Origin of the sequence: Chloracidobacterium validum, from assembly GCF_018304825.1 — a bacterium.
GTDB lineage: Bacteria > Acidobacteriota > Blastocatellia > Chloracidobacteriales > Chloracidobacteriaceae > Chloracidobacterium > Chloracidobacterium validum.
Window position 1 is genome coordinate 903,509 of record NZ_CP072649.1, and the last position, 26,389, is coordinate 929,897.

The 26,389-nt window shown below is 58.5% G+C and carries 17 protein-coding genes; 8 read left to right on the forward strand and 9 right to left on the reverse strand.

The window, feature by feature from the left end; all coding sequences use genetic code 11:
- Window positions 1-78: 78 nt before the first annotated feature.
- The 4 genes from J8C06_RS14780 to hpnI form a co-directional block, all read right to left on the reverse strand.
- Complete coding sequence (locus J8C06_RS14780; RefSeq protein WP_211430187.1) at window positions 79-1,032, reverse strand: ribonuclease Z; 954 nt, start codon at window positions 1,030-1,032, stop codon at window positions 79-81.
- A gap of 106 nt (window positions 1,033-1,138) precedes the next feature.
- Entirely contained in the window at window positions 1,139-4,825 is a 3,687-nt protein-coding gene (locus tag J8C06_RS14785) for a helix-hairpin-helix domain-containing protein (RefSeq protein ID WP_211430188.1), read from the reverse strand.
- A gap of 99 nt (window positions 4,826-4,924) precedes the next feature.
- Window positions 4,925-6,790 carry an ArnT family glycosyltransferase gene (locus J8C06_RS14790; RefSeq protein ID WP_246602128.1) on the reverse strand — a complete coding sequence of 622 codons (1,866 nt, stop codon included), beginning with the start codon at window positions 6,788-6,790 and terminating at the stop codon, window positions 4,925-4,927.
- Window positions 6,777-7,973 (reverse strand): bacteriohopanetetrol glucosamine biosynthesis glycosyltransferase HpnI, encoded by a 1,197-nt coding sequence (gene hpnI / locus J8C06_RS14795; protein ID WP_211430189.1) that lies wholly within the window; start codon window positions 7,971-7,973, stop codon window positions 6,777-6,779. The genes J8C06_RS14790 and hpnI overlap by 14 nt, the downstream gene beginning before the upstream one ends.
- 56 nt (window positions 7,974-8,029) lie before the next feature.
- On the opposite strand from hpnI, the gene J8C06_RS14800 reads away from it, so the two are divergent.
- Genes J8C06_RS14800 through J8C06_RS14810 form a run of 3 tightly spaced genes read left to right on the forward strand, consistent with a single transcriptional unit; the run spans window position 8,030 to window position 11,996 of the window.
- Window positions 8,030-8,734 carry a phosphorylase family protein gene (locus tag J8C06_RS14800; RefSeq protein ID WP_211430190.1) on the forward strand — a complete coding sequence of 235 codons (705 nt, stop codon included), beginning with the start codon at window positions 8,030-8,032 and terminating at the stop codon, window positions 8,732-8,734.
- 35 nt (window positions 8,735-8,769) lie between these two features.
- On the forward strand, window positions 8,770-11,301 hold the full coding sequence (locus J8C06_RS14805; RefSeq protein WP_211430191.1) for a TonB-dependent receptor: 2,532 nt from the start codon (window positions 8,770-8,772) through the stop codon (window positions 11,299-11,301).
- 29 nt (window positions 11,302-11,330) lie between these two features.
- The gene (locus J8C06_RS14810) at window positions 11,331-11,996 is read left to right on the forward strand and encodes a class I SAM-dependent methyltransferase (protein ID WP_211430192.1); all 666 of its coding nucleotides are present in this window, start codon (window positions 11,331-11,333) and stop codon (window positions 11,994-11,996) included.
- A gap of 17 nt (window positions 11,997-12,013) precedes the next feature.
- Here J8C06_RS14810 and J8C06_RS14815 read toward each other — a convergent pair whose 3' ends face one another.
- Entirely contained in the window at window positions 12,014-13,537 is a 1,524-nt protein-coding gene (locus tag J8C06_RS14815; protein ID WP_211430193.1) for a glycosyltransferase family 39 protein, read from the reverse strand.
- Between the two features lie 6 nt (window positions 13,538-13,543).
- Window positions 13,544-14,608, reverse strand: a complete 1,065-nt coding sequence (locus tag J8C06_RS14820) for an NAD-dependent epimerase/dehydratase family protein (protein ID WP_211430194.1) — start codon at window positions 14,606-14,608, stop codon at window positions 13,544-13,546.
- An 85-nt stretch (window positions 14,609-14,693) separates the two neighbouring features.
- Between J8C06_RS14820 and J8C06_RS14825 the strand changes: the two genes are divergently transcribed.
- On the forward strand, window positions 14,694-15,761 hold the full coding sequence (locus J8C06_RS14825) for an NAD-dependent epimerase/dehydratase family protein (RefSeq protein WP_211430195.1): 1,068 nt from the start codon (window positions 14,694-14,696) through the stop codon (window positions 15,759-15,761).
- 9 nt (window positions 15,762-15,770) lie between these two features.
- The gene (locus tag J8C06_RS14830) at window positions 15,771-16,604 is read left to right on the forward strand and encodes a glycosyltransferase family 2 protein (RefSeq protein WP_211430196.1); all 834 of its coding nucleotides are present in this window, start codon (window positions 15,771-15,773) and stop codon (window positions 16,602-16,604) included.
- Between the two features lie 3 nt (window positions 16,605-16,607).
- Here J8C06_RS14830 and J8C06_RS14835 read toward each other — a convergent pair whose 3' ends face one another.
- The 3 genes from J8C06_RS14835 to J8C06_RS14845 form a co-directional block, all read right to left on the reverse strand.
- Window positions 16,608-19,529 (reverse strand): response regulator, encoded by a 2,922-nt coding sequence (locus tag J8C06_RS14835; RefSeq protein ID WP_211430197.1) that lies wholly within the window; start codon window positions 19,527-19,529, stop codon window positions 16,608-16,610.
- Between the two features lie 148 nt (window positions 19,530-19,677).
- The gene (gene truA, locus J8C06_RS14840) at window positions 19,678-20,628 is read right to left on the reverse strand and encodes a tRNA pseudouridine(38-40) synthase TruA (protein ID WP_246602129.1); all 951 of its coding nucleotides are present in this window, start codon (window positions 20,626-20,628) and stop codon (window positions 19,678-19,680) included.
- 186 nt (window positions 20,629-20,814) lie between these two features.
- Window positions 20,815-21,771: a Uma2 family endonuclease gene (locus J8C06_RS14845; protein ID WP_211430198.1), complete on the reverse strand. Its 957-nt coding sequence runs from the start codon at window positions 21,769-21,771 to the stop codon at window positions 20,815-20,817.
- 216 nt (window positions 21,772-21,987) lie between these two features.
- Here J8C06_RS14845 and J8C06_RS14850 point away from each other — a divergent pair, with 216 nt between their 5' ends.
- The 3 genes from J8C06_RS14850 to J8C06_RS14860 all read left to right on the forward strand — a co-directional run bounded on the left by J8C06_RS14850 (window position 21,988) and on the right by J8C06_RS14860 (window position 26,350).
- The gene (locus tag J8C06_RS14850; protein ID WP_211430199.1) at window positions 21,988-22,980 is read left to right on the forward strand and encodes a threonine ammonia-lyase; all 993 of its coding nucleotides are present in this window, start codon (window positions 21,988-21,990) and stop codon (window positions 22,978-22,980) included.
- Window positions 22,981-23,014: 34 nt separating this feature from the next.
- A complete protein-coding gene (coaE, locus tag J8C06_RS14855; RefSeq protein ID WP_246602132.1) occupies window positions 23,015-23,635 on the forward strand; it encodes a dephospho-CoA kinase in 621 nt (206 codons plus the stop codon).
- A gap of 324 nt (window positions 23,636-23,959) precedes the next feature.
- Window positions 23,960-26,350 carry a ribonucleoside-diphosphate reductase subunit alpha gene (locus J8C06_RS14860; protein WP_211430200.1) on the forward strand — a complete coding sequence of 797 codons (2,391 nt, stop codon included), beginning with the start codon at window positions 23,960-23,962 and terminating at the stop codon, window positions 26,348-26,350.
- Window positions 26,351-26,389: the final 39 nt, after the last annotated feature.

Here is a 26,389-nt window from a genome sequence, read left to right on the forward strand (position 1 = left end):
TTACCTCCCAGCATCCAAAACATCAAAAAACTGGCGTCCAATAAAACAGACGTTTTGTAAACGATACCGGAAATCGGGTCAACGCGCTTGCCCGTTGGTCATCCGCCCGACCCGGCCGGTGGCTGCTGCGCGGAGCGAAACCATCATGCCGTCTGAAAGGGCCACGACATTGGGATGAAGCAGGCTGGCTTCGGCAATAAACGGCTCGGTGCTGCGGTAGCGCCGTGAGAAATGGGTCAGAACCAGCAGCCCGGACTGGGCCTCACGCGCCAGGGTCGCGGCCTGGCGCGCGGTCATGTGTCCGTACCGTTGGGCCTCCAGCGCCTCGCTTTCCAGGAACGTCGCCTCGCACAGTAGCGTATCCACCCCGGCGGCAAGCTGACGCGCGCCATCGCACAAGCGACTGTCCATCACAAAAGCAAAGGAACTACCGCGCTTCGGACGGCCAACTTCAGACGCCTGGATACGGCGGCCATTTGGAAGGTCGAAAAAGCCCTGTTGCTTGAGTTGGCCGACGGCCGGGCCGCGCAAGCCAACGGCTTCGAGCTTTTCAGGGATCAGGGTCAGGGTGTCCGGCTCGACCAGTCGGTAGCCCCAGCTCTCAACGGTATGGTCGAGCGCATACGCCTCGATCCGAAACCGCTCCGTCGCGTGGACGACACCGGGCGTAGTAATTGGGCGTTCACGAATGACGGCCGTTTCGGTGAAAATCGAGGCCCGCCGCAGCCGGTGGACATATTCCGCGCCGGAAGCCGGATAGTACAAATCCACCGGATGCTGGACGCCATCGAGCGACAGGCGCTGAAGGACACCCGGCAGCCCAAGGCAGTGATCCCCGTGGAGGTGGGTCAGGAAAATGGCGGTGATGTCCGCGGCCGCGACGCCAAAGTGCGTCATCTGCCGCTGCGTGCCTTCGCCAGGATCAAACAACAGTCCGGCGGCATCCCAGCGGACAAAGTAGCCATTGTGGTTGCGTTCGCGCGTGGGCACTTGACTGGATGTACCGAGCGCAATCAAGTGGCGGTCTGACACGGCTTCCTCCTCCAACAGCCGACCTCATAGGCAACGCCAGACGGCGCACTCGCCCCTCGGACACTGCCAAGCGGATTTGCTTCGTGCTTTCCGTGCCGGCCACACCTCAGGCCGCCTTGGCCAGTTTGCTCAAGTAGTCCTCGAGCTTTTGGAGGCGCACGTCGTAAATAGACTGCTGGATGGATTCGATCAAGTCGTATTCCTCCTTGATGCACAGCAGGATGAAGAGGCCCCAGAGCAGGCGCTGGCGGTCCTGTTTGAGGCTTTCGATCCGCCGCTCCAGCTCGTCCTTTCTGGTTCGTCGGTGCTCCTCGGTCAAGGCTTCGATCTCCAGGTGCAACTCGCGCAGCAGGCTGAGTTTGACATCAAACATGTTGTAGAAGCGCTCCCGGTAGGCTTCTTCGTCGTGCCGGTAGTAGATGTGCCGATACTGGTAAAACTTCATGAACACATCTTCGCCCTGCCGCTTGGAAAGCCCCGTCACCGCAGCGATTTCATCCGGCGAGCTTTGCATGAACTTGTCAAAGGTGGATAACCCGGCCAGGATGATGCGGTTCATCAGCTTTTCGTTGATTTCGGGAATCTGCTTGAGGATGAACTTGACGATGAGCACTTCCTTTTTGCTGTTGAGGTCGGATTCCGACAAATCCAGCGCAAACGTTTTGGGCAGCATCTGGGCCAGGCGTTCGTAACTTGCCTGGATGTTTTGGAGCGCCGACTCGGTGAAATAGGCCTGGTCGGGCACGCCCTTCTGCGATTGCAGGGATTGCTGCATGTCCTTCAGGGCCAGGCAGATTTTCTGGTAGCCCATCTTTTCGGCCGAACCGTACAGCAGGTTGACCGATGGCTCGACCATTTCGATCCATTCGAGCGATGTGCGCCGTTTGATTTTTTGGTTGAGTTGGATTTCGCGCATGAAATCCTTGAGCGGTTTGACGTAGGCCACCGCGATGTTGTCGTACAACTCCATCAGCATGGACTCTTCCTGCTCGGTCAGTCCGGAATCGAGCGTCGCCGCGCCGCTGCCGGCCAGCCCCTGCGCCGTCAGGACGGCATCCAGGTTGTCAAACAGGTCATCAACCGAAGCATCATCAAACAGGGCTTCGGCCGCGTCGTCGAAAGCGTCATTGATGAGCTGGATGTTTTCGAGCTTCTGAAGGGTCGAGGAAGCCACTTCTGGCGCCGGAACCACTGCGGCTGGTGCGGTCGAAACCTGGAACGTGAAGCCCATGTAATCCAGCAGGCTCTTTTTGTCGCTCGGCTGCTTGGTTTTGAGGTACTGGTGAACCAGTTCCAGGGCGCGGTCGCAAGCATCAATCATGGCTGCCACGAGGAAGCGGCGTTCGTCGTACGCCGCCTTGAGGTACGCACCCAGGGTTGTAAAGGTCAGTTGAAGCGTTTCATCGGGCGTGGCGCGGGCGGTTTCCACGCAGATTTCGGCCGCGGCCTTGTACGGCGCAAAGAGCAGTGGCTTGCGCCGGATACGCTTCAAGTTCTCATCGAGTAGCTTGAGTCCGTCGGCTAGGGCCGCGGCATCCGTTCCGACGCGCAGCGCATCCACCGCTACGAAGTTTTGCCGGATGAGATAAAACAGTTGCTTGTAAAGCTCGTATTTGCCCAGCCGGGTCCGCTGCTGAAGGACCTCGATGGTGGCCGGCTCAGCGAGGGCATCCCAGACCAGGCGGCACGTTTTTGGATCAGGGCTATCCTTGAAATGCAGTTGTAGGTGACTCACCGGACGCTGGGTAAAGGATGAGTCAGGTTTGATGGCCGCGTTGGAGATCTGTTTCAGCTCGCTGCGCTGCAACAACGCCTCGTGGAGCAGAAGTGGGGTTTCAAGCGTGATGTTTTGTGGCGCGGGCGGCGTCTTGGTGTCGAAGTAGGCCAGCGCCACCTCGCGCGGATCAAGCATGAAAAGCCAATAGAAAGCGTTGTCCGCCTCCAGAAAAAACGCCGGAACGGAAGCATGAACGACTTTTCCCATTAACCAATCCACCCGACATTCGGTTTGGTCGGTCAAAGTGATGTGAAAATGACCGGTCAGCCCGGCTTCCCAGACATAGACAAAGGCTTCGGGCAGATTTTTCTGCACAAGCAGGCGATTGAGACTGCGATCCACTGCCAGCGGGAGTGGGGCCGGGGACGCCGTCTCTAGAATCTGCCGCGCCGTGATGTGCAGCGCGTTGCGTGGTGTAAGCGAGGTCACGATGTCGTGGCACAACGCCTTGACTTCATCGTTGTACTGGTACGCCAGGCACCGCAGGATTTTAGCGGCGACGTCGGCATTGCCGAGCAAAGCAAAGGAGCGCTTGAGCTTGGCGAGTTCCGCCCGCACCCGTCCGGTCAGGAAGGCAATGGTCGGTGGCGACAGCAGGGTTTGGGCAAAGCGTTCGACGTATTCCTCGCTCCAGTGCTTGAGCGCGTAGTCGAGCGACGCCTCCAGGGCCGGGGGATCGTCGAGCGCAACGAGCGCCATGGCAATCTTGCCGGCCAAATCGCGCGACACGGGATCGTCGTGCCGCTTGAACTCGGCCAGTTTCGCGCGCAGGCACTCACCGGCCGCTTCGCCGCCAATGAAACTCAAGGTGGCGATGCTCTGGGCGTTGACCTGACGCGCGGCTCGCGCATGAAACTGCTGGTCAATCAACGTGACGGCCCGGACGCGCTCCACCGGCTTGGGCGACACAATCCGCCCTAGAAGAAAGATGAGGTTGCGAACGTAGTACCACGGTGTTTCGGGCGTGCAGTGCTCGAGCTGGTGGAGCAGGGATGGGTAGATGCGTTCTCCATTGGCTTCGAGGACGGTGAGCAAGACGCGGCGCACACGCCGCTCCGGTTCCTCAAAAAGCTGTTGAAATATCTTTTCAGGACTCCAGTCCACGAAATGACTCAGCACGTCCCCCATCAGCAGCCGGGAAAGCTTTGATGCGCCGTACTCGTCGATTTTGCGCGCACTAAACAGCTTGGCCTTGCTCTGCAAGCGCTGGCTTTTTTCGATGGAAAGTCCCCGCGCTTGAGCCAACTGCTCGACCAAATCCATCAACTGGCAGCACTGGGGGAGGAAATCGTCGTTGAAGAAGGCAACCGCCAAGTCAACCGACTGCGCAAGGTAATCTTCCAGGTTGAAGCGCCGCTTGGTTTCGTACTCGGCGTCCTTGTCGGCATCGTTGGCCGCGATAATCTCTTGGCGCGCGCGCTTGTCCGTGACGAGTCCCACGAAATCGCCAACGAGGCTACCGACTTTGCCTTGGTACGACAGCACGTCCGCGCTGGTCTGCTCATCGGCGAATTCAAATCGGCGGTCGGCTGACAACACGTTGTGCGTTGCATTGCGGTAGATATTTTCGTTGAAATTGTCCTCGGCAACTTGCACCTCGGCGCGTTTTTCGAGCGCATACATGGCGCGCTCACGCATCTCCCCGATCGGACGAATTTGTTCCCAGGGATACTGTGCAAGCAGCGCCTCGAGATGGGGGCGATAGGGGACCGGACAAAGCTCGACTAGGTGTTTTTCAAAGACCGGGAAGAAGTTATACACCTGACTGAAGCGCACGACCCGGTAGAAGAAAATGTCAAAGACCTTGTTGCGCGCCGCCATCAGAATGTCGAGCGGGTTGCTCCCTGGGTGACGTTGGACGTTTTTTGACACCCAGTTGAGTACGACCCAACTCACCGTCCGTATGTCGGTTTGCAACACGGTGACGAGCGAGGCTGCGACCAGCGCCGGCGCGCGCTCCCCTGATAGAAAGGCTTCAAAGTCGGCAATCGCAGGTTGTAGGGCTTCGTCTGTCATATCGGACTCAGGGCTGCGCGCGCGACTCGCCACAAGCGTGGTGCGTGCCAGTGCACAGCAAGCTTAGCTTCCAAAATGTTGATCGGCTTCAGCCAGATTCTAGGGTAACACCTTCCGCAAGTTGCGTTGCGTAGATAAATGCGGCTCTTCCTGTACTTTTGGCTGATTACACAGTAGAAACTTTCCACCACTTGTCGCAATCTGGTGCAGCGTCTCCACACCGACCAGTTTTTCAATCCGCGGGAGGTGGACATCTTCTACAAGCAAGTAGGTGCGTTCAGGACCACGCCACACCTTGGCGAAGGTGTCATCATCCAGAAACACGTCCGGGGCACCGGGCGCATGAGAACCATACTCAAGGTTTGTCGTCCGGCCGTTGAGTAACAGCGCCCCTTTCACGTTGGCGTAAAAAAACACCGACGAGAAGGCATAGTACTGATTATCCACCACGACGCGCCCTGGATGGGTGCGTTGCGCCGTCACCAGGGCCTTGGCCAAGGGGTAGGAACCCAAGTAGGGATCGAAGGCCACCATGGCCAGGCGCGCCGCTACCAGCAGCAGTGTCAACATCCCGGCGATGGCGAGCCAGGCTCGGCGTCCGCGCGCTAGGTGGACGCCAACGGCTCCGACCAGGAAAGCCACGGTTGCCAGCGCCAAGGGGACGCGCAGGTACGCGAATGACCGAACGGTGAGGTCGCCCATGTGACCGAGCGAGAGGGTATAGACGGCATACACATCGGGGCTTTTTGCCAGCGCCTGCGCGATGTCGCCTGGCGTGGGCGTGTTCCAGTTGACGACCAGCAGCGCTCCGGCCGCCAACGCGGCCAGGGCTGCCACACCGGAAGCGAGCCAGCGCCCGACGGCTTGAAACCGCCCTTCCTGAGTCAACGCCGCGCCCAGCAGGACGGCCACTGCTGGGTAAATCGGCAGTGAGTAGTATTCCTGCGTCGTCGAAAACGAAAAAAACACCATGACGAAGCCGATCCACACCACGGCTAGCAACGTCATCTGCTCGGCGCGGGTCGCGGGCCGGCGCGTCAACCGCAGCCGCGCCACACCGGGGAGAAACAGGCTCCACGGAAAGAACCAAACCAGGTGCGACAGCCAAAACCACAGTCGGGGCACGGTGTTGTAGTCGCGGGGATAGCGTCGCCCCAAAAACCGCAGCACATGTTCATTGAACACGAAAAACCAAAAAAAGCCCCGATACTGGCCCGGCTCGCTGGTCAGCGTAAAGTCAACGTAGGGTGGATTCCGTAGTGTGGCGGCGACAAACCAGGGAAGCGTCAAGCTCAGAACGAGGCAGGTGGTCGTCACCGGACGCCAACGCTGCCAGAAGTTGCGCTGCCGCCACTGTCCAGTCGCCAGGGCATAGAGGCCCATGGCCGCGAGGGGAAACACCAACCCAATGAAGCCCTTGAACAGAAAGCCGGCGGCCAGGCTGACGGCCATGAGCGCCGACCAGCGCCGGGGATGGGCTTCCTGCGGGTCGAGCGCCCGCAAATATGCCCACAGGGCCAGCGCGACACTGAGCGCCAGTAACACATCCACGATGAGTATGCGGGTAAAGAGAAACAAGCCGATGCTCGTGGCCAGAACCAGTCCGGCGTAAAAGCCGGCCCGCGCGCCAAACGCCCACGTCCCCATGCGCAGCGTCAGCCAGCCCAGCGCCAGAATGCCCAACCCAATCGGAAGCCGCGCCGCCCAGTCGTGGACGCCAAACACGGCGAACGAGAGCGCGATGAGCCAATACTTGAGCGGGGCCTTTTCCAGATACACAATGCCGTTGAGCCGGGGCGTCACCCAGTCGCCGGTTTCCAGCATCGTGCGTGCAATTTGCGCCTGCGTGGCGTCCACGTCATCCATGAGGTAAGGCGGCGGGAAACAGGCGCTGAGAAAGATGATGGCGACGGCCATCCAGACCAGCCACTCTGGACAACGTTCCAAGCGGTCACTTGACGGCACGTGCTTCTCCCTCCACCTTGACTTGGCGCGTCAGTGGCTGAAAGCGCCCCCCGTCGAGAAGCACGTAGCGTTCCCCACGCCACTCGATGGTCTTGCCTAAAAACCCACCGATCCAGGACATCCAGCTTATCAAGTCCTGTAACGGGATGAGCCAGAGATGATGCTTCACGGCGCGGTCGCCGAGCCGCCGCGCCAGGGTCAAGGCCAAGCCGATCCGCAGGAGCAACCCTGTCGAGAAGACGGCCAGGTTCAGCGGCCACGGCGTCAGCGCCGCAAAGCCCATGGCCCACACCAGCCCGTAAGTAAACCCCTGTCCGACGTAGCCCGCCGGACGCGAGAACCGGCTACTGCGATTCCAGCGCAGGCGGTGCTTGAAGTTGGTCAGAAAACCACGCGCGGTGGCGACATGTTCGACGGCCTGTGGTAGCAGCAGCACCTTCCAGCCCGCCTGCGCGGCCCAAGCGCCAAGCACGAAGTCATCGGCCAGGTAGTCCTTCATGGCGGCAAAGCCACCAATGGCTTTCAAGCAGTCGCGGCGAATGGCCATCGAGGGGCCGAGGGCAAACTTCATGCCTTCCAGCCGTTCGGCGACGATGACACCGGCCATGAATTCGGTCGTCATGCCGAGCGCTTCAAGCCGTGACCAGAGATCGCCGCTTGCCACGCCACGGTAGGGGTGGGTAATGCCGCCCACGTTCCGGTCGGCGAAAGCCGCCGCTACGCCGCCAAGGTAGTCGGCGGAAACTTTCGTGTCACTGTCGGTAATCACCAGCAGGTCGTAGGCGGCCGCTTCCGCCATTTTCTCCAGACTGAAGACCTTGGCGTTGGCGTAGGGCGGCTCGCCGGTAAACAGGAGCTGGGCGCGGACGCCAGGAAACCGCGCCCGCAGGCGACGCACGACCGCCACGGCCGGGTCGTCGTGGGTCCGCACGGCAAAAATTAGCTCAAAACGCGGATACTTGAGTTGAAAGAAGCTGCTGAGACAGGTTTCCAGCTCAGTTTCCGCGCCGCACAGTGGTTTGAGCAACGAAATCGGCGGCAGGTGCTTCTTGGACAACCGTTTGGGGCTGATGCGGTGGCGCGGAAAGATCGCCGCCGACCAGAGCGCCAGCAGGAAATAGACCAATCCGCCAACGGCAGCCAGTCCCACGATGCTTTGCAAGCCAAGCCAGAAGAACAGCACGTAGTACCTTCCATCGTTCGTTCAGACACAAAACTTTAGGTTATAGTCGTCAACCTATGTCGAAACAAGTCCCCCCGGAAGTGCCGCGCGCCGTGTTTTTTGTCGCCACGCCCGGCGAGCGTCGCGCCATCATTGGCGACCACCTCGGCAACGCCCACGTCGTTCTCACGGGGGTTGGCCCGGCCAATGCCGCTCGAACCGCGCACCAGACGCTGGCGGCGCTGGCGGCGCAGGGACGTCCGTCGGTCGTGGTCGTTGGCATTGGGGGCGCGCTTGCCCCGTCACTGTCGGTCGGCGATGTCGTGCTGGGAACGAACACGCTGGCGACCGAGGGCGCACCGCTTCCGGGTTGCGCCACCGGGTTGAGCCGCCTCGCGGCACGACTTGCCGCTACCGGACGCCCTGTTTACCAGGGCGACCACCTCACCGTCCCCTATGTCGTTTGCCAGGCAATGGAAAAGCGCCGCTTGCACCAACAAACCGGGGCCTGGGTCGTGGACATGGAAAGCCACGCGATTGCGCAAGTGGTTCAGCGTTATGCCCTGCCACTGCTGCTGGTGCGGGTTATCAGCGACGACGCGCGCCAGGATTTACCCAACTTGAATGCTGGATTTGGCGACAACTACCACCTGCGTCCACTGGGCATGACGGCGGCGCTGTTGGCGAACCCGCTGGCAGCCGGCCGATTTCTCGGTAATCTACGGCTGGCGATACGGGAACTTCGCCAGGTTGTCCGCGTATGCTTCGCCGGTGAATTTTGAATGCGCTCGAAATGCGCCAAGGCAACAGTTCTGCCATGACTACAATCCGCTTTTGCTCAATCCTGCTTTGGCTGGGCTGGCTGGCGCTGGGCAATGCCCTCGGACAACAAACCAGCGTGGTGGCATTCACCATTACCGACGCCAGCTCACAAAAACCCTTGGCCGGCGCGACCATCACGCTTACGCCCAATAGTAGCACCCCCATGGCCCGCGCCCTGACGCGCGTGACGGATGCAGCCGGCAAGGCAACGTTTACGGATGTGCCCGGCGGCATCTATACGCTCGTCATCGCCGTGCCGGGTTACGACACCCTGACTGATGAGCAATATGCGGTTGAGCCGGGCGTGCTGGCCGAACAACCCATCGGGCTGAGCCTGACGGGTGGCGAAGTGGTCGAGGTGCGCGGCGACACCGAGCGCCCCCTGGTTGAACAAGGGAGCGGTCCTTCCGACCGCATCACTCCGGCGGAAATCCGCATCCTGCCGGCGCGCGGCCGCGACATTCTCACGTCCTTTCCGCCGGTTCCAAACGTCATCCGCTCCAATGACGGCCGAACCAGCATCAAAGGCGCACGCGAAGACCAGAGCGCAGTCCTGGTCAACGGCAATATCAGCAACGATCCGGCGACGGGCGCTTTCCAGGTTGAAATTCCGCTCGAAGCCGTCGAGCGGGCTGAAGTCTTCACCAATCCCTACTTGCCGGAGTTTGGCAAGTTCACGGGTGGGGTCACGCGGGTCGAGACGCGCCCCGGCAACAACAAATGGCAGTTCGGCTTGAACGACTTTTTCCCCGAACCGCGGTTCCGTGGCGGCAAGCTCTTCGGTTTTGCCAACGTTTCGCCACGGGTGAACGTATCTGGCCCGATCGTCCGTGACAAAGCATTCTTCGCGCAAGCCTTTGAGGTCATCGTGGATAAAGCGGTGGTCCGGGGCCTGCCGAATCCCGATAATGAAGTTCGCAAGTACTCGTTCCGTAGCTTCAGCCAGTTCGACGTCCTCCTGACCGGACGCCAAACCCTGACCAGCACGGTCAACGTCGCGCGCCGACTGGTTCGGAATGTGGGGCTGGACTTTTTCAATCCGGTTCCCGTGTCCCCGAATCAGCGCACCACCGACATTGCGGTGGCCGGGACACACCGCTATGCCACCGATGCCGGCTCAACCCTGGAAACGCACTTCAACTACAAGCGCATTGGGGTTGAAGTCTTTGGCAAGGGCGCGGAAACCATGGTCATCACGCCACTTGGACGCAGCGGGAGCTTTTTTACCGAATCAGACCGGACAACCGAGCGTTACCAGCTACAGTTTTCAAATGCCATGGCGTCGTTTGAGGCACAGGGCTGGCATCGCATCAAGTTTGGCTTTGATGTCAACGCCATGCGCAATCGCGGCGGCATCACCAGTCGGCCGGTCGAAATTCGGCGCGCCGATGGCACGCTGCTTCAACGCATCACCTATGCCAATCGGGGCAACCTTCGGGCCGACAACATCGAAGTCTCCGGCTACGCCCAGGATCAGTGGCTTATCCGGCCCAACTTACAGCTCGACTTTGGGCTACGGATCGAAACCCAGCAGGCAGCCACCAGTATCAACTTTGCGCCACGGGTAGCACTGTCCTATGCGCCGGGCAAGACGGACAGCACTGTGCTCCGGGCCGGCTTTGGGCTGTTTTATGACAAGCTTCCCCTCAACGCCCTGGCTTTTCGGGACATGCCGCGGCAGGTTGTGACGACGTTCAACCCGGACGGGACCATCCGCGATCCGGCGCGGGCGTTTGTTTATGACCTTGCCCGCGACCCGACGAATGACCCCGGACGGGGCGGCGACTTCCGCGTGCCGTTCAACCGGACCTTTCGCGTCGAATTTGCCCAACGGGTGACAAAGCGCGTCCTGACCAAACTGGCCTACCTTGACAGCCGAACGTTCAATGACTTGTTCATCGAGCCGATTCTGCGTCCGACGGATGGCGTCATTCGGCTGTTCAACACCGGACGGGCAACTTACCGAGCCTTTGAAGCCACGGCCGACATCAAGTTCACGAACAACCAAACGTTGACCGTGTCCTATGTACGGAGCAAGGCGCGCGCGCAACTGAACGATTTCATTTCATATTTTGGTGATATTCCAAATCCGGTCATTCGTCCTGACCAGTTTGGCAACGCGCCGATTGATGCGCCCAATCGTTTCTTTGCGCGGGGCGTTTTTGCGCTGCCGTGGCAAGTCAAGCTGGCCCCGATTTTTGAGTGGCGAGATGGTTTTCCCTTCAGCCTCACCAACGAGGCTCAGGATTTCATCGGTCAGCGGAACGCCGATACCACCCGCTTCCCACGTTTCATGGCGCTTGACTTGGCCGTGACGAAAACCTTTACCATCCCGGATTGGCTGAAGCCGACGCTGTTTGGCAAAAAATCAGATATTCGTTCGGCGAGCTTCACGGTAAGCATCTTCAACATCACCAATAACTTCAATCCAAGAAACGTATTTGCCAACACCGGCGCTCCGCAGTTTGGTACCTTTTTTGCCGTCTATCGGAGATTCTACCGCATTGATTTCAATGTAAATTTTTAGTCCCTAACCGGCAAAGGAAAAACCGAGACATGGAATCCACCCTGGATAGCCTGAGAGAACAATATCATCGCCGATTTGCGCCATTAGCCAGATACAGGAGTGAAGTCTGGAAAGTCATCTTGGAGTCCTACTTGCAAGAGAAAATTGGCTACAACAAAATCGTCCTCGATCTAGGGTGTGGATGGGGAGAATTTATCAACAATGTACAGGCCAGTAAAAAATATGCTATAGATTTGAACTCCGATGGAAAAATCCATCTCAGCCGGGAAATATGCTTTATAAATTCCGATTCAGCTACGGATTGGCCGTTAGAAAACGAATCTGTAGATGTCATATTTACTTCAAATTTCTTTGAACACCTAATCAGTAAGCACGAATTACTACTGACACTCAAACAGGCTTTTCGCTGCCTCAAAACAAATGGCAAGATAATCTGTATGGGTCCAAATATAAAGTATATTGGAAAAGCGTATTGGGACTTTTTTGATCACCATCTGCCATTATCGCACCTCTCAGTTATTGAAGGATTGGAGCTGGCCGGCTTTAGAGTCACTTCCACACATCCAAAATTTTTACCCTATACAATGGCACATGGTCTGAGACCACCTATTTTCCTGGTAAAACTGTATCTGCAATTGCCAATGCTGTGGATGCTTTTCGGAAAACAGTTTCTAATCACTGCGACAAAAAGTTGATCACACAATCCGACGCTTTACACTTTTTTCTTATACAAAACAAATTTTTCACTACTGCGAATAGGAATATAGTCAAGGTTGAGGCTTGGAAACTCAGCTTTTGAAGTTTTCAACGCCCACTTTGTAAGAAGGACGTAGTGAGGTGTATCTAATTTCAAAAGGTCCTCGACATAAAAAAATCGGGGGCACCTTGGATTCCTTTGAACGACCGGAATTATCTTTTTGAGCGCCTCAAGCCTCTGGTCTGGAAAAGAATGTGTGTAAGCACTGAGTAAGTATAAATACTTGACCTGTAAATTACTGTCATAATAGTACATTGGAAGGTAGGATTGATCGGTCATAAAAACCATCTCATTGCTCTTAACTTCTGAGAGAATTTTTGATTCTCTAATGTCTCTATCTATACCAATTTCTGAAGCACGCCGAGAAAAAAAAGAAATGCGAGGATTTATTAGAACTATGAAAGAAAGCATCAACGTTCCGAAAGCAAATCTATTAACTATATCCAGTCTCCATATCAAGCTTGCAAGAATGATAGCACATCCTATTACGTAGGCCAGGACATATCTACTAAGGAAGAATGTTTTGTTCAAGAAAACTGTGAACGAAAAAAATACAAGAGGCAGCAATATAAATAATACGGATATTGTGCTGATTCTGGAATCACCGAAAAACTCAATTGGTTTTTCCTTATGAAGGAGTCGAATTGAGAGTATGAAGACTAAGAGCAATAAAAAACGAACGTGCACAAATGGCTCTGAATATGTCAGCAGTAGTTCTTCAATGGAAATGCCTGTCTTCCAAAAAGGCATTTTAGACTTGTGTTGCAGTAGCGGTAAATGCAATAAAAGAAAGATTAATGGACACAAGTAAATCAATGATTTTCTTGAGAAGTCCTTTATGATGCAATATACATCCCTTGATTTATAAAATTCATTCTGCGCTGATATGAAGTCAGTTGCAAAAAAAGCAAAAACAGAAAAAATAGCAAAATAGTGAAGAGAGACTGCAAGTGAGAGACTTATGGCAAGTCCAACTTTACAATAAATGCTGTATAATTTCTGTTCCCTCAATTGCCAACATACCAGCGCGATTCCCAAACATCCAAGCACCAAGGCGTAAGGACGTGCTTCCCTGGCATAATATGAGGAATGAATCACGCATGGGAAAACCAGAGCAACAGAGGCAGCTATGATACTTCCTTTGGAAACCCGGACGAATAAATACAGTGAAATACAAAACACCCAAAATCCAACTGTAGATGGTAGGCGCAACGTCAGATTACTCTCACCAAGAATATCAATGATGCCGCGGGTAATCAGGTAGAAAAGTGGCGGTTGGGTGTCAGGACCATCCCATATCATGCCAATCATCTCTCGGAATGTCGGCATGGTCGCCACGCATATTGTGTACCACTCATCAAGCCAGATCGGAGTTACGGCAGCCTCGTAAGTCACGCGCAGCCCGTACAGAACGGTAAATAACCCTAAAACGGCCAACTCTAATCTAGGCTTTGCTTGGTAGGTGCGGTGGCATTCCATAGAAATCTACGTTTTTTGAAGCCGTTCTTCCCAAGCGCGCACGATGTCCAGCAAAATGAGCTGAAGGGTTTGGGTAATGCCCCAGTGTGGATAATCAGTTTTCATCTTTCGGAGATCGCTGTAGTAACAAATGTGATCCCCTATCCGCGCTTGGTCAACGTAGCTGTAGCGCTGTGATTTGCCGGTAATCGCCTCGACCATCTGAAAGGCTTCCAGGATTGAACAAGCGTTGTCTTTTCCGCCGCCCAGGTTGTACACCGCGCCGGACTGCGGCCGTTCGTAGAAAGCATACATAAAAGCCGCCACGTCCTCGGCGTGAATGTTGTCCCGCACCTGCTTGCCCTTGTAGCCATAGATTTTGTACTCCCGCCCTTCCAGGTTGCACTTGACCAAATAACTCAAAAAACCATGCAGCTCGACGCCGGCATGGTTTGGGCCGGTTAGGCAGCCGCCGCGCAAACACACGGTCGGCATCCCAAAGTACCGCCCATATTCCTGGACCATCACGTCGGCCGCCACCTTCGACGCGCCAAAGAGTGAATGTAAGGTGTGGTCAATCGAGAAGGTTTCCGGGATGCCTTGCGCGTAAGCCGGATCGGCATAGTCCCACCGCGTTTCAAGCTCGACCAGGGGGATATGATTGGGTCCGTCGCCATAGACCTTGTTCGTGGACATGTGAATGAATGGCGCTTCCGGGCAGGACTGCCGCGCGGCTTCCAGCAGGTTGAGCGTCCCGACGGCGTTCACGTCGAAGTCGTCGAAAGGCATTCGCGCCGCTAGGTCGTGCGAGGGTTGGGCGGCAGTGTGGATGATGACGCTCGGCCGCAGTGTCTTGACCAAGTCCAGCACGCCAACCCGGTCGCGGATGTCAAGTTCGTGGTGGTGAAAGTTTCTCAGCGACGTGACAAGGCGCTGCTGATTCCACCGCGTATCGCCGCCGGGTCCAAAAAACACGGCGCGTTGGTTGTTGTCTATGCCGTGCACCGCAAAGCCGCGCGCGTGGAAATAGACCACGACCTCGGAACCGATCAGCCCAGACGACCCGGTGACTAGGCAAACTGGCGTAGGCACGTGTAGCTTTCCTTTCGTTCGGTTGTATGACTAGGGCCGCAACCTTATTAGCAACCGTGCTGACTTTCAAATAGGAATCTAACCCATGCGCATCTTGCTGACCGGCGTTTGTGGTTTTGTCGGGAGCGTCCTTGCGGCCAAGTTGCGCGAGGCCATCCCCGGGGCAGTTATCATCGGGCTGGACAACTTGGTTCGTCCGGGCAGCGAAGTGAACCGGCGCCGGCTGCGCGAGACCGGACTGCGCGTTGTTCACGGAGACATCCGCCTGCCAAGCGATCTGGAAGGACTACCGTCCTGCGACTGGATTCTTGACGCCGCCGCCAATCCAAGCGTTCTGGCGGGCGTGGACGGCAAGACCGGCGCGCGGCAACTCGTTGAACACAACCTCGTCGGAACGCTCAACCTGCTGGAACTCGCCCGCCGGTGGAACGCCGGTTTTATTTTGCTCGGCACGAGTCGGGTTTACTCCATTGCGGCCCTGTGCGCCCTCCCACTCGTGGGCGGCCCCACGCGCTTCATTCCTGACCCCACGGCCAGCGTCACCGGGCTGACCCCCGAAGGCATCACCGAAGATTTCTCAACCAGTCCGCCGCTGTCACTGTATGGAAGCGCCAAGCTGGCTTCCGAAGTGATGGCGCTGGAATACGGCGCGGCGTTTGGGTTTCCGGTCTTTGTCAATCGCTGCGGCGTGATGGCCGGCGCGGAGCAGTTTGGCAAAGCCGACCAAGGGATTGTGTCCTTTTGGATTCGCTCCTATGCGGCCCGGCGTCCGCTGCGTTACATCGGCTTTGACGGCAGCGGCCGCCAAGTGCGGGACTGCTTGCATCCGGCCGATCTGGCGCCACTGCTCATCAAGCAAATGCGCGCCGGACAGAGCGCCACAGTTCCCCGCGTCGTCAATGTTGGCGGTGGAGCGGCAAGCGCTTTTTCCCTGGCGGAACTCAGCGCCTGGTGCGCCGACCGCTTTGGCGCGCACCCGGTGCTGGCCGACCTCACGCCACGTCCGTTTGACCTCGGCTGGCTCGTGCTGGATGCAACCCGCGCCCAAATTGGCTATGATTGGCACCCGACGTACACCCGTGAAGCCATTTTTTCCGAGATTGCCGAGCATGCTCTACAGCATCCCGAATGGCTAGGCCTCTCTGAAGACTAGGACCTGCCTATGCACGCGCCTGATCCCACGCTTCCACCACTCAAGTTGCTATCCGTCGTCATACCGGCGCGGGACGAGGCGGGGTGCATTCGCTCGACGGTCGAACACCTCTACGTCGAACTGCGGCTCAACAACATTCCGCACGAGATCATCGTCGTGGATGACGGCAGCACGGATGCAACCTGGGACATCCTTCAAGCAGCCCGCACCGACATCCCGACCCTGCGCCCGGTTCAGAACCCAGGCGAACACGGCTTTGGGCGCGCCATTACCTTTGGTTTTGAACAGGTCTCCGGCGACGCCGTGGTGATCATGATGGCAGATGAGTCGGATGATTGCCGTGATGTCGTGCGGTACTGGCGCGAACTCAACCAGGGCTACGAATGCATTTTTGGCAGCCGCTTCATCAAAGGGGGTGGCACAATTGACTATCCGCCGATCAAGTGGGTGATCAATCGCCTGGCCAATACGTTTCTGCGCCTGCTTTTCGGCATTCGACTCAACGATACCACCAATGCTTTCAAGGCCTACCGACGCGAAGTCATCGAAGGCTGCCGTCCCTTTTTGTCGCCGCATTTCAACTTGACCGTCGAACTGCCGCTCAAGGCCATCGTCCGGGGCTACGCCTGGACGGTCATCCCCATCACGTGGCGCAATCGCCGTGCGGGCTTGGCCAAGCTCAAAATCAAGGAGATGGGCAGCCGCTATTTCTTCATTTGCTGTTATGTCTGGCTGGAGAAGTACTTCAGTCGCGGCGACTACCGGCGCAAACGCCAGCCACAACCGGCACCAATCGCCGCCGTGGAGGTGGAAAAGACGCTCCAGCACCCCGAACCACACTGATGGCTAGGTCGTCCGCGAACGGGCCTTATCCAGCATGGACCTTGCTTTCTCAACGATTTCGGACGTCGTAAATGGCTTGTAAAGGAGGTTGTCCTCGAAGGCGAAGTGCTGTCCGGTGTCTCGTTGGTCGGCGTAGCCGGAGATGAACAGCACCGGCATGGCAGGGTAGTGTTCGCGGATGGATGAGGCGAGCTTGATCCCGTTGACGTTGGGCATCCGCACGTCGCTGATCACCAAGTCGAATCGTCCGCCTCGCTGTTGAATGACGTCCCAGGCTTCAGCGCCGTCCTGTGCGCCGATCACCCTAAATCCCGCCGCCGTTAGCGCATCCATCACCGTCTGGCGGACGTCAAGCTCATCCTCTACCACCAGCACGCTCGGCGACTGCTCAGAGGGCCGGATAAAGTGCAGGCGTGAGGCCCCAGAAACCCGCGGTGACACAGACGAATCCACAACCGGCAGGTACACGTGGAAGGCCGCTCCTTTCCCTACTTCGCTTTCGACCCGCAAGCTGCCGCCAAGGGAGGTCACCGTGCCAAAAACCGTTGAAAGTCCTAGCCCAGTCCCCTTGCCTTCCGGCTTTGTCGTGAAAAAAGGTTCGCACAGCCGACTCATGACCTCCGGCGTCATGCCGGTTCCGGTATCGCGCACGGAAACGCGAGCGACGGCTTGGCTCGTCAGGATTTGCCTTAGATCGGCAGTGGGTGGCAGCCACAGGCCGCCGGTTTCGAGGGATGCATCCGTGACCAGCGCGGCTTCGATGGCGATTCGCCCACCCTGCGGCATCGCATCGCGGGCGTTGAGCAGCAAGTTGAGAAACACTTGCTCCAGTTCCTGGGGCACGGCCTTGACCGTCATCTCCTTGTTCGGCAAGTCCACACTCAGTTCAAATTCCTCACCTAAAAGCCGGTCAGCAATGCCCTGCACGCTGCGCGCGGTTTCTTGTAGGGAAACTTCAATGGCTGCCATGGCGTCGCTGGCGCGGCTGTACGACATCAACTGCTTGACCAAGTCGCGCCCACGTTCCGCCGCGCGCCGGATAGCATTGAGTGATTTGCAGATTGGGTCATCGGGCTGCCGCCGGCCTAGTTCAAGTGAGCTGTAGCTCAGCACCACAGTCAAAAGATTGTTGAAATTGTGCGCGATGCCCCCGGCAAGCTGTCCCAACGATTCCAGCTTTTGCGACTGAAGACGTCCTTTCTCACGGCGCTCAATCTCGGCAGTTCGCCTCGCCAGTTCTTTCTCCAGGTTGTCACGCGCGTCTTCCAGGCGTTGGCGAGCGATCTCCAGTTCAATGTTCGTGGAGCGCAGTTGCGCCACCGTCTCGCTGATTTTCAGCGCCATGGCGTGGAACGCTTCCGTCAGATGGACAATTTCAACAGGCAGTTGTTGCGTATCCAACACAACGTCAACCTGCCCGGCCGCCAACCGATCCGGGGACGCGGCTAGTGCGCGCGCGGCCTCCGTCACTTGGCTGAGCGGATACATCACGAGACGGGTCGTCAACCGCGACGCCCAAGTTGCCGCCAACAGCACAAATGGAATCGCCAGCAACACCGGTATGAAAACCAGGGCTGCTCGCCCCCGGATAACCGAAAAAGGAACGAGCGTGTAACAACGCCACTGGGTGATCGGCTCAACCGACTGCCACATCCAGAAGTGGCTCACTTGTTCAGAGTCGGTGGGCTTGGAAGGTGGGGTAAGCAAATCAAACTGAATTACTCGCTCCTTCGTCGGCACGGCCGCAAGTGAAGTCCTGGCCTGCGGTGGGAAAAGGTCTGGCTGGGTGGTCACGAGAATTTGTCCGGCGCGATCCACCACGACGTATGGTGTTTCATCGCCATGCGCCACACCGGCCGCAATGGCGCTTTCCAAGGTCGTCACTGCCACCCAACCTGCAACGACGCCCTGTGCCGCTCCATCCGGCGATAACAGCGGCGCGCTGAAAGCCACATACCGGGCCGAACCGTGGCCATTTCCCTGAAAACCTTCCGAAATGAAAGGCTCGCGGGTGGACAAGACGGACTGGACATACGTCCGGCCGGCAATACTCAGCCCGGCGTCTGGGATCATGGGATGACTGACGATGATGTCTCCGGCAGCATCGGTGACGATGATCGTCTCAAATACCGGATGATGCGTTTGAAAGCGAACCACTTCACGCGACAGCGCGGAACGCTCGCGGGGTATCTCGCTTAGGCGATCGGCTAAGTCCAGGATGGACCGCCGCACTTCCAGAGCCTGGCTGCCGGTGACGCTGACCACCGATTGCCCATGAGCCACCAACTCTGCTTTCACTTCACTGAGTTGCCGGTCATATTCCGCGCGGGCATACCAGATGGCCAAAAAGCAAACTGGTACAACGGCGACCAGTGTCAGGAGGCGCGTCAACCGGCCGGCCAGCGTGTCATCCGGAAAGGTAGCGCCGTACCGCGCCAGCAGGCGACTCACGGCCGGAATTCCCAGGCTTGCATCGGCCAAGGTCGCGCACAACAGTCCATTGACGATGTACTTGAGCGCCACCCCGGCCCCCAGACCATCTGGGTAAAACGCTGAATGAACGTGGACGATGTAAAGCGCCGGCGACGCCACAACCCAAAAGGCAGCGTCGGCAAACACGGCGTTCCAGCGCCACCGCCGAACGCACCACCCAACCACAAATGCCTCGGCCGCCAGGAAAGGAATCGCCAAGCCATGTTGCCAGAGTAGTTTGGTTGCCAGCGCCGCCAGCACGGCGGCGCACAACCCCCACAGCGGGCCAAAGGCCATCGCCGCCATCAGCGGGAGCATCACGCCGAAGATCAGGTGTAGGTCATTCCCTAGGTGCACGGGAAACGTATTGAGAATGAACCCCAGACCACCGGCCACAAAGGTCGCCCAACCGATGCCAAGGTACGGTTTTTGTGGACAAGAGGCGGACTTCATAGGGTTCCAAAGCTTCATTCGATAGAGCGCATTAGTTTCCCACGACCTACTTCAGGAAAACAACCATGAGACTGGACTACGCTCAGTTAGATGCGCTGGTGTTGGAATCAGCGAACCACCAGCCCTCCCAGACCAACCATCAGCCACTTCAGGGATGACCTTTGCGCGGCAGACGAGGCAGCCGGTTTGGTTCAGGTTTGCGTGCGCGCCTCTGGGCATCGCGTTCGGCCGGCAGACCAAGTCGCGTCCCAATATCCACCGGCTCCCGTTGAACCGGTTCGCGGGGATACTCAACGCGCTCGAGAAACAGGCCCGACGCCGGCGCGGTCAACCGTGAGATTTGTTCACTCGGTTGTCGACTATTCAACAGGCGCTGGATGTCATCCACCGTGAGCTTTCCAGTCCCGACCGCAACCAGCGCACCAACCATCCGCCGCACCATCCGCCACAAAAAATGCGAGGCGCCGACTCTGACCACCACCAGGCCGGGACGTAATGAAATGGTCAGTTCGTGGACGTCCACCAGCCTTGACTCGGTGCGGGCAAGCTCATCGCGGGTCAAGCTATGGTCGGTTGGTCCTTTTTGCGAAAAAGCCGTGAAGTCATGAAAACCACGCAAGACTTCCGCCGCCGCGCGCATGCGCCCCACGTCGAGCGGGTCGCGCACCCACCAGACATACTTTTTGGCAAAAGCCATCCGCCGCAGGGCGATCTGGTACAGGTAGTAGCGCGCCAGCGCGTCGTGACGGGCATGGAAGGTAGGCGCGGCCGGCTCAATATCGAGAACGCAAATGTCGCTTGGCAGCAGGTCATTGACCCGCTGCCGAAGCGTTTCTCCGTCGAGGGTTTTCGTTGTGCGGAGGTGAGCGACCTGCCCCAGGGCATGAACACCGGCGTCGGTTCGGCCGGCCCCGCCCAAGTCAAGCTCCGGGTCTGCCAGTGCCTCGCACAAGGCCCGGCGAAGTTCGCCGGCAATGGTGCGCGCCTCGCGTTGTTCCTGCCAACCGGCGTAGCGCGAGCCGTCATACTCCAGCGTGAGGCGGTAACACAGACGTTGGCTGCGGCGCGGCGGTGGTTGCCCATCTTGAAACATCGGCATAAAGAACCTACTCACAGTGCGTCTGAAAAGTCCCAAGGCGAGCAGCAGCACTCCGGCTTGTGACTTACGCGACTAGGTCAAGACACAGGCTGACCACTGAAACCAAAACCGTGTGGATGATGTGCGCCCAAAGGCGAAGCGGCGACCGCGCAACGACTGTTCAGACCTTACCTCCCGGATAAGACCTCAAAGCTTGGGTGGATTGTCTGGCGATGCCTGGACTTGGGCGCGCAGCCGGGCGAGTTCGGCTTCGAGTTGGGCGCGGGCTTGGCGTTCGGCTTCGGCACGAGCCTCAGCTTCAAGCCGCGCCTGACGCTCGGCTTCTTTAGCTTGGCGTTCGGCTTCAGCGCGGACTTCGGCATCGAGTTTCGCCTGGTGTTCAGCTTCGGCACGGGCTTCAGCATCGAGTTTCGCCTGGCGCTCAGCTTCGGCGCGGGCTTCAGCATCGAGTTTCGCCTGGCGCTCAACTTCGGCGCGGACTTCGGCGTCGCGCCGCGCCGCCGCCTCCGCCCGCAACCGCTCCACGTCCTCCCGCGCCAACTCGCCCGCCGTCTTCCCATCCAGAAGCGGCCCAACCTCAAACGCCGCCCCACCCAACCCCTCCAACACAAACGCCTCCCCACGCCGATAGACCCTGACCTCCCCATACACCCCATCCGCCACCACCGGATGCCGATGCACCACAACCTGCCCCTGCTTCACGTCCACAATCACATACTCCCCAATCCCACGCCGCGCATACTCCTCCAACTTCACCACGTAGTCGTCCCGCCGATTCGCGCTCACCACTTCCACCGCCACCACCACCGTCTCTTCCTCCAGCCACACCACCCCACTCCGCCGCTCATCGCTCCCACCCCGTCCGTCTGCCTTCCGATACACCAGCCCGTCCGGTATCCGCACCGTATCCACTTCGGTCTGCAACCCAAGCTGGAGAACTTCGTAGGGCAGCCCGCGCTCGGCAATGGCGCGACAAAACAGGTGGAACAAGGCAGCAATGATGACTTGATGACGTTCGGCGGGCGGGGGCATCTCGACCGGAATCCCTCGGACCAGCTCGTAGCGGCGGTCTGGCTCACCGTAGTCAAGGAATGCCTCGACGGTCAATCGGTGGGGTGGGGCAAGGGTAACGGGTGCGGACATCGGGCGGAGTTCTCCCAACGAGCAACGACTTGGGCGCGAACGCCAGCGTTAGTCAGTGTGCCGGAGACCGATGACCGGCCGCAAGGGATGAGCAAGGAAACAGGCAAAGCGCGACACGCCGCGCTTGCTTTTTCAATGGACAGCCAGCATCAAATGCTTGACACTAGTGAGACGCACCAAGCTTTGCCTACTTTCCCTCTCTCTGTTCTGACAGCCATGTCTTATGTGATTCCCCCTGAAGCCTTTGTCGCGGCGCGTGAGCGCATTGCGCCCTACATTCGCCACACACCAATGCTGCCGCCGCCGCTTGTTCACCGGGATGTTCCGCCGCGCATTCACTTCAAGCTTGAAAACATGCAAGTGAGCGGATCGTTCAAAGCGCGCGGCGTCTTCAACACCCTATTGCAACTTGATCCGGCGCAACGGCAGCGCGGCGTGATTACCGCGTCCGGTGGCAATCACGGTTTGGCGCTGGCCTACGCCGCCAACCGGCTGGATGTGCCGGCAATCGTCTATTTGCCCGAACGCGCCAGCGAAGACCGCGTCATGCGGATCGCCCGTTATGGCGCTAAAGTTATCAAGCACGGCGAGGCCTGGGACGACGCCAACGCCAGGGCGTTGGAACACGCGGCGGCGGATGGGCTGGCTTACGTTCCAGCCTTTGATGGCATTTCAGTCGTTGAAGGGCAAGGCACGGTCGGGCTTGAAATGCTCGAAGACCTGCCGGAGATGGATTGCTTACTGGTCGCCGTTGGGGGTGGTGGGTTGATTGCCGGGGTTTCGGCCGCCATCCGTCAGAAGAAACCCGACGTGACTATCATCGGGGTCGAGCCGGTCGGAGCCCCCTCGATGAACAAAAGCCTGGCCGCCGGCTGCCGAACGGGTGTCCAGCAAGTGCGGACGATTGCCGACACGCTGGCACCCAAAAGCGTCAGCGATCTGACCTTTGGCGTAACGCGCCAGTACGTGGATACCGTCCACCTGATTGATGACCGCCAAATGGTACAAGCCATGCGATGGCTATGGGCCGAGTGCAACCAGATTGTCGAGCCGGCCGGGGCAGCCGTGGTCGCGGCGTTGCTCGATGGCGGTGTGCCGTTGGGTAAGTACGAGTGTCCGGTGGCGCTGATTTGCGGGGGCAATGCCGCAGCCGAGAGTGTGTTCACGGCGTATCAGCAGGCAGCCGACATGCTGATGGGCATCAACTAGCGAAGCTTTTTTGTAGAGCACGAGGCAACATCACATGCTGCGCGTTGGGTTGACGGGCGGCATCGCCGTCGGCAAGTCGTTTGTGTCCTCGGTCTTGGCCGAGCTTGGCTGCCATGTCTTTGATGCCGACCACATTGCGCGCGCCGTCGTCGAACCCGGCCAGCCCGCCTTGGCGGAAATCGTCGCGGCCTTTGGCCCGGACGTGCTCACGCCAACCGGCACGCTTGACCGCGCCAGGCTTGGCCGCCTTGTTTTCGCCGACGCCGAGGCGCGAGCCAAACTCAACGCCATTGTGCACCCGCACGTTCATGCCGAACAGGATCGCCGCTTGCGGGAAGTCGAAGCCCAGGACCCACAGGGTATTGCCGTGGTGGATGCAGCACTTCTCATCGAATCCGGCGGCTACCGCCGGTTCGATGTCGTCGTCGTCGTCTGGTGTCGCCCGGAGATTCAGCTTGCGCGGCTGATGGCGCGCAACGGTCTTTCCCACGCAGAAGCCACCCAGCGGATTGCGGCGCAGATGCCATCGGAAGAAAAACGCCGCTATGCCGATGTCGAGATAGACACGTCGGAGGGCTTCGAGCCGACCCGCCGGCAAGTCGTCGCCCTGCACGACCAGCTGCGCGCCCAAGCCGCGACGACCCGCCTTTACTGATTGCAAAGAAAAGGGATGCCTTACGACGGATGGTAGCCTTTAGGTAGTTTCGCCACCATATCTTGTGCTGAAAGCTTGACAAAGCTCATGAAGCCGGCCACAATCGGCCGCGTTTGAAAAAACAAAATGAGTCTGGATTTGGGGACATTCGTCCTCGGTCAGAGCATCTCCTCACAAATCTGATAAGGCATTCATAAGGGAACAAGACGACGAACCTGATTCGGCGATACCCCCCGTGTCGTCCCGTAACGCTAGGATTTTTGTCTCTGAAACCAGATAACCGACCAGGAAAAACGACATCCGTCCCTATCGAGCACGACCGCTATGAGTGAATCCGCCGCCGCCCGCCAAACCGAGATCGCCCCGTCCACCATGCGCGTCAGAAAGCGCAACGGCAGCCTCGAACCCGTTGATGTCCAGAAGATCGTGCGCGCCGTCGGCCGCTGCTGTGCCGGACTGACCAACGTGGATGCCATTCGGATTGCCACGAAAACCATCGGCGGACTTTACGATGGCGCTACGACGGCCGAGCTGGACCGGCTTTCCATCAACACCGCCGCGGCGCTCATCGTCGAGGAGCCGGAATACGCCCGTCTTGCCGCGCGCTTGCTGGCAACGTACATCCACAAGGAAGTCCGCAACCAAAACATTCATTCGTTTTCACAATCAATTGCCGCCGGCTACGAACTGGGACTCATCGCCGACCGGGTTCAGGCCTTTGTCACCGAACACAGTCGAAAGCTCAACGAAGCCATTGCTGATGAGCGCGACCAGGCGTTTGAGTACTTCGGGTTGCGAACGGTCTATGATCGCTACCTGCTCAAGCACCCAACCGCGCGGACGGTCATCGAGACGCCCCAGTATTTTTTCCTGCGCGTGGCCTGCGGGCTGGCGCGGACGGTGGGCGAAGCGATTGATCTCTACCGCTTGCTTTCGTCACTGGAGTACATGGCGAGCACGCCGACGCTCTTCAACGCCGGGACGAAGCACGAACAGTTGTCGTCCTGCTTTCTGCTCGACTCGCCCGCCGACGATCTGGCGGCGATTTACCAGAAATACACCGATGTGGCGCTGCTGTCGAAATTCGCGGGCGGCATTGGGTTGGCCTATCACCGGGTTCGCTCGAAAGGCTCGCTCATCAAGGGCACCAACGGTCACTCCAACGGCATCGTCCCGTGGCTGAAAACCCTTGATTCATCCGTCGCGGCAGTCAACCAGGGGGGCAAGCGCAAGGGAGCCTGTTGTGTCTATCTCGAACCCTGGCACGCCGACATCGAGGATTTTCTTGAACTCCGCGACAACACCGGCGATGAAGCGCGGCGGACGTATAACCTCAACCTGGCCAACTGGATTCCTGACCTCTTCATGCGGCGGGTCGAAGAAGATGAGCCGTGGTCGCTGTTTGATCCAAAGGTCGTCCCACACTTCCCTGACCTGTATGGCGCGGAGTTTGAACAAGCCTACGTCGCCGCCGAGGAAGCCAAGCTCTATACCCGCCAAGTGCGGGCGCGTGACCTCTACCAGCGGATGATGCGCACGCTGGCGCAGACCGGCAATGGCTGGATGACCTTCAAGGATGCCAGTAACCGGAAGTGCAACCAAACTGCCCAGCCAGGACGGGCAGTTCACCTCTCGAACCTCTGCACCGAAATCATCGAAGTCACCTCAGCCGCCGAAACCGCCGTCTGCAATCTGGGTTCGCTCAACCTGGCGCGCTATGTGGACGACGGAGCGTTTGACTTCGAGAAATTGGCGCGCAATGTGCGCACGGCGGTGCGGCAGCTCGACCGCGTTATTGACATCAACTTTTATCCGATTCCATCGGCGGCCGAATCCAACCAACGCTGGCGCCCCATTGGGCTTGGGCTGATGGGCTTGCAGGATGTGTTTTTTCAGTTGCGTCTGCCCTTCGACGCCCCCGAAGCGCTCGAACTTTCGACCCGCATCCAGGAAGACATCTATTACCACGCCCTGGCGACCTCCTGTGACCTGGCCGAAACCCACGGCCCCCATCCGGCATTTCCTGAAACCCGCGCCGCCCAGGGCATCCTCCAGTTCGACCTGTGGGGCATCACGCCGCCCAACCCGGAACGCTGGGATGCCCTGCGCGAACGTATCCGGGCCACGGGCCTCCGCAATAGCCTGTTGATTGCCATCGCGCCAACCGCCACGATTGCCTCGATTTGCGGCTGCTACGAAGCCATCGAGCCGCAAGTCTCCAATCTGTTCAAACGCGAAACCCTGTCGGGCGACTTCCTCCAGATCAATCGCTACTTGGTGGCGGATTTGAAGCGGCTGGGTCTGTGGAATGAAGCCATTCGCGCGAAAATCAAGCTGGCTGACGGCTCGATTCAGGGCATCGAGGAAATCCCGGCCGACATTCGGAACCTCTACCGCACCGCCTGGGAACTCCCGATGCGGGCGCTCATTGATATGGCCGCCGCACGCGGGGCCTACATTGACCAGTCGCAGTCACTGAACCTGTTTATGGAATCGCCCAGCATCGGCAAGTTGTCCTCGATGTACATGTACGCTTGGAAACAAGGTCTCAAAACGACCTACTATCTGCGCTCGCGGCCGGCCACAGGCATCGCCAAGGCCACGGTCAGCGCAGCGGCTGGCTCAGAAGCTCCCCTCTCTACCCCTACGCCAACGGATGCCGAGGCTCTGGCCTGTTCATTGGCCAACCCGGAAAGTTGCGAAGCTTGCCAGTAATGGAATGTTAGACTTGGCGTTTCAGGCACGGCGCCTGAA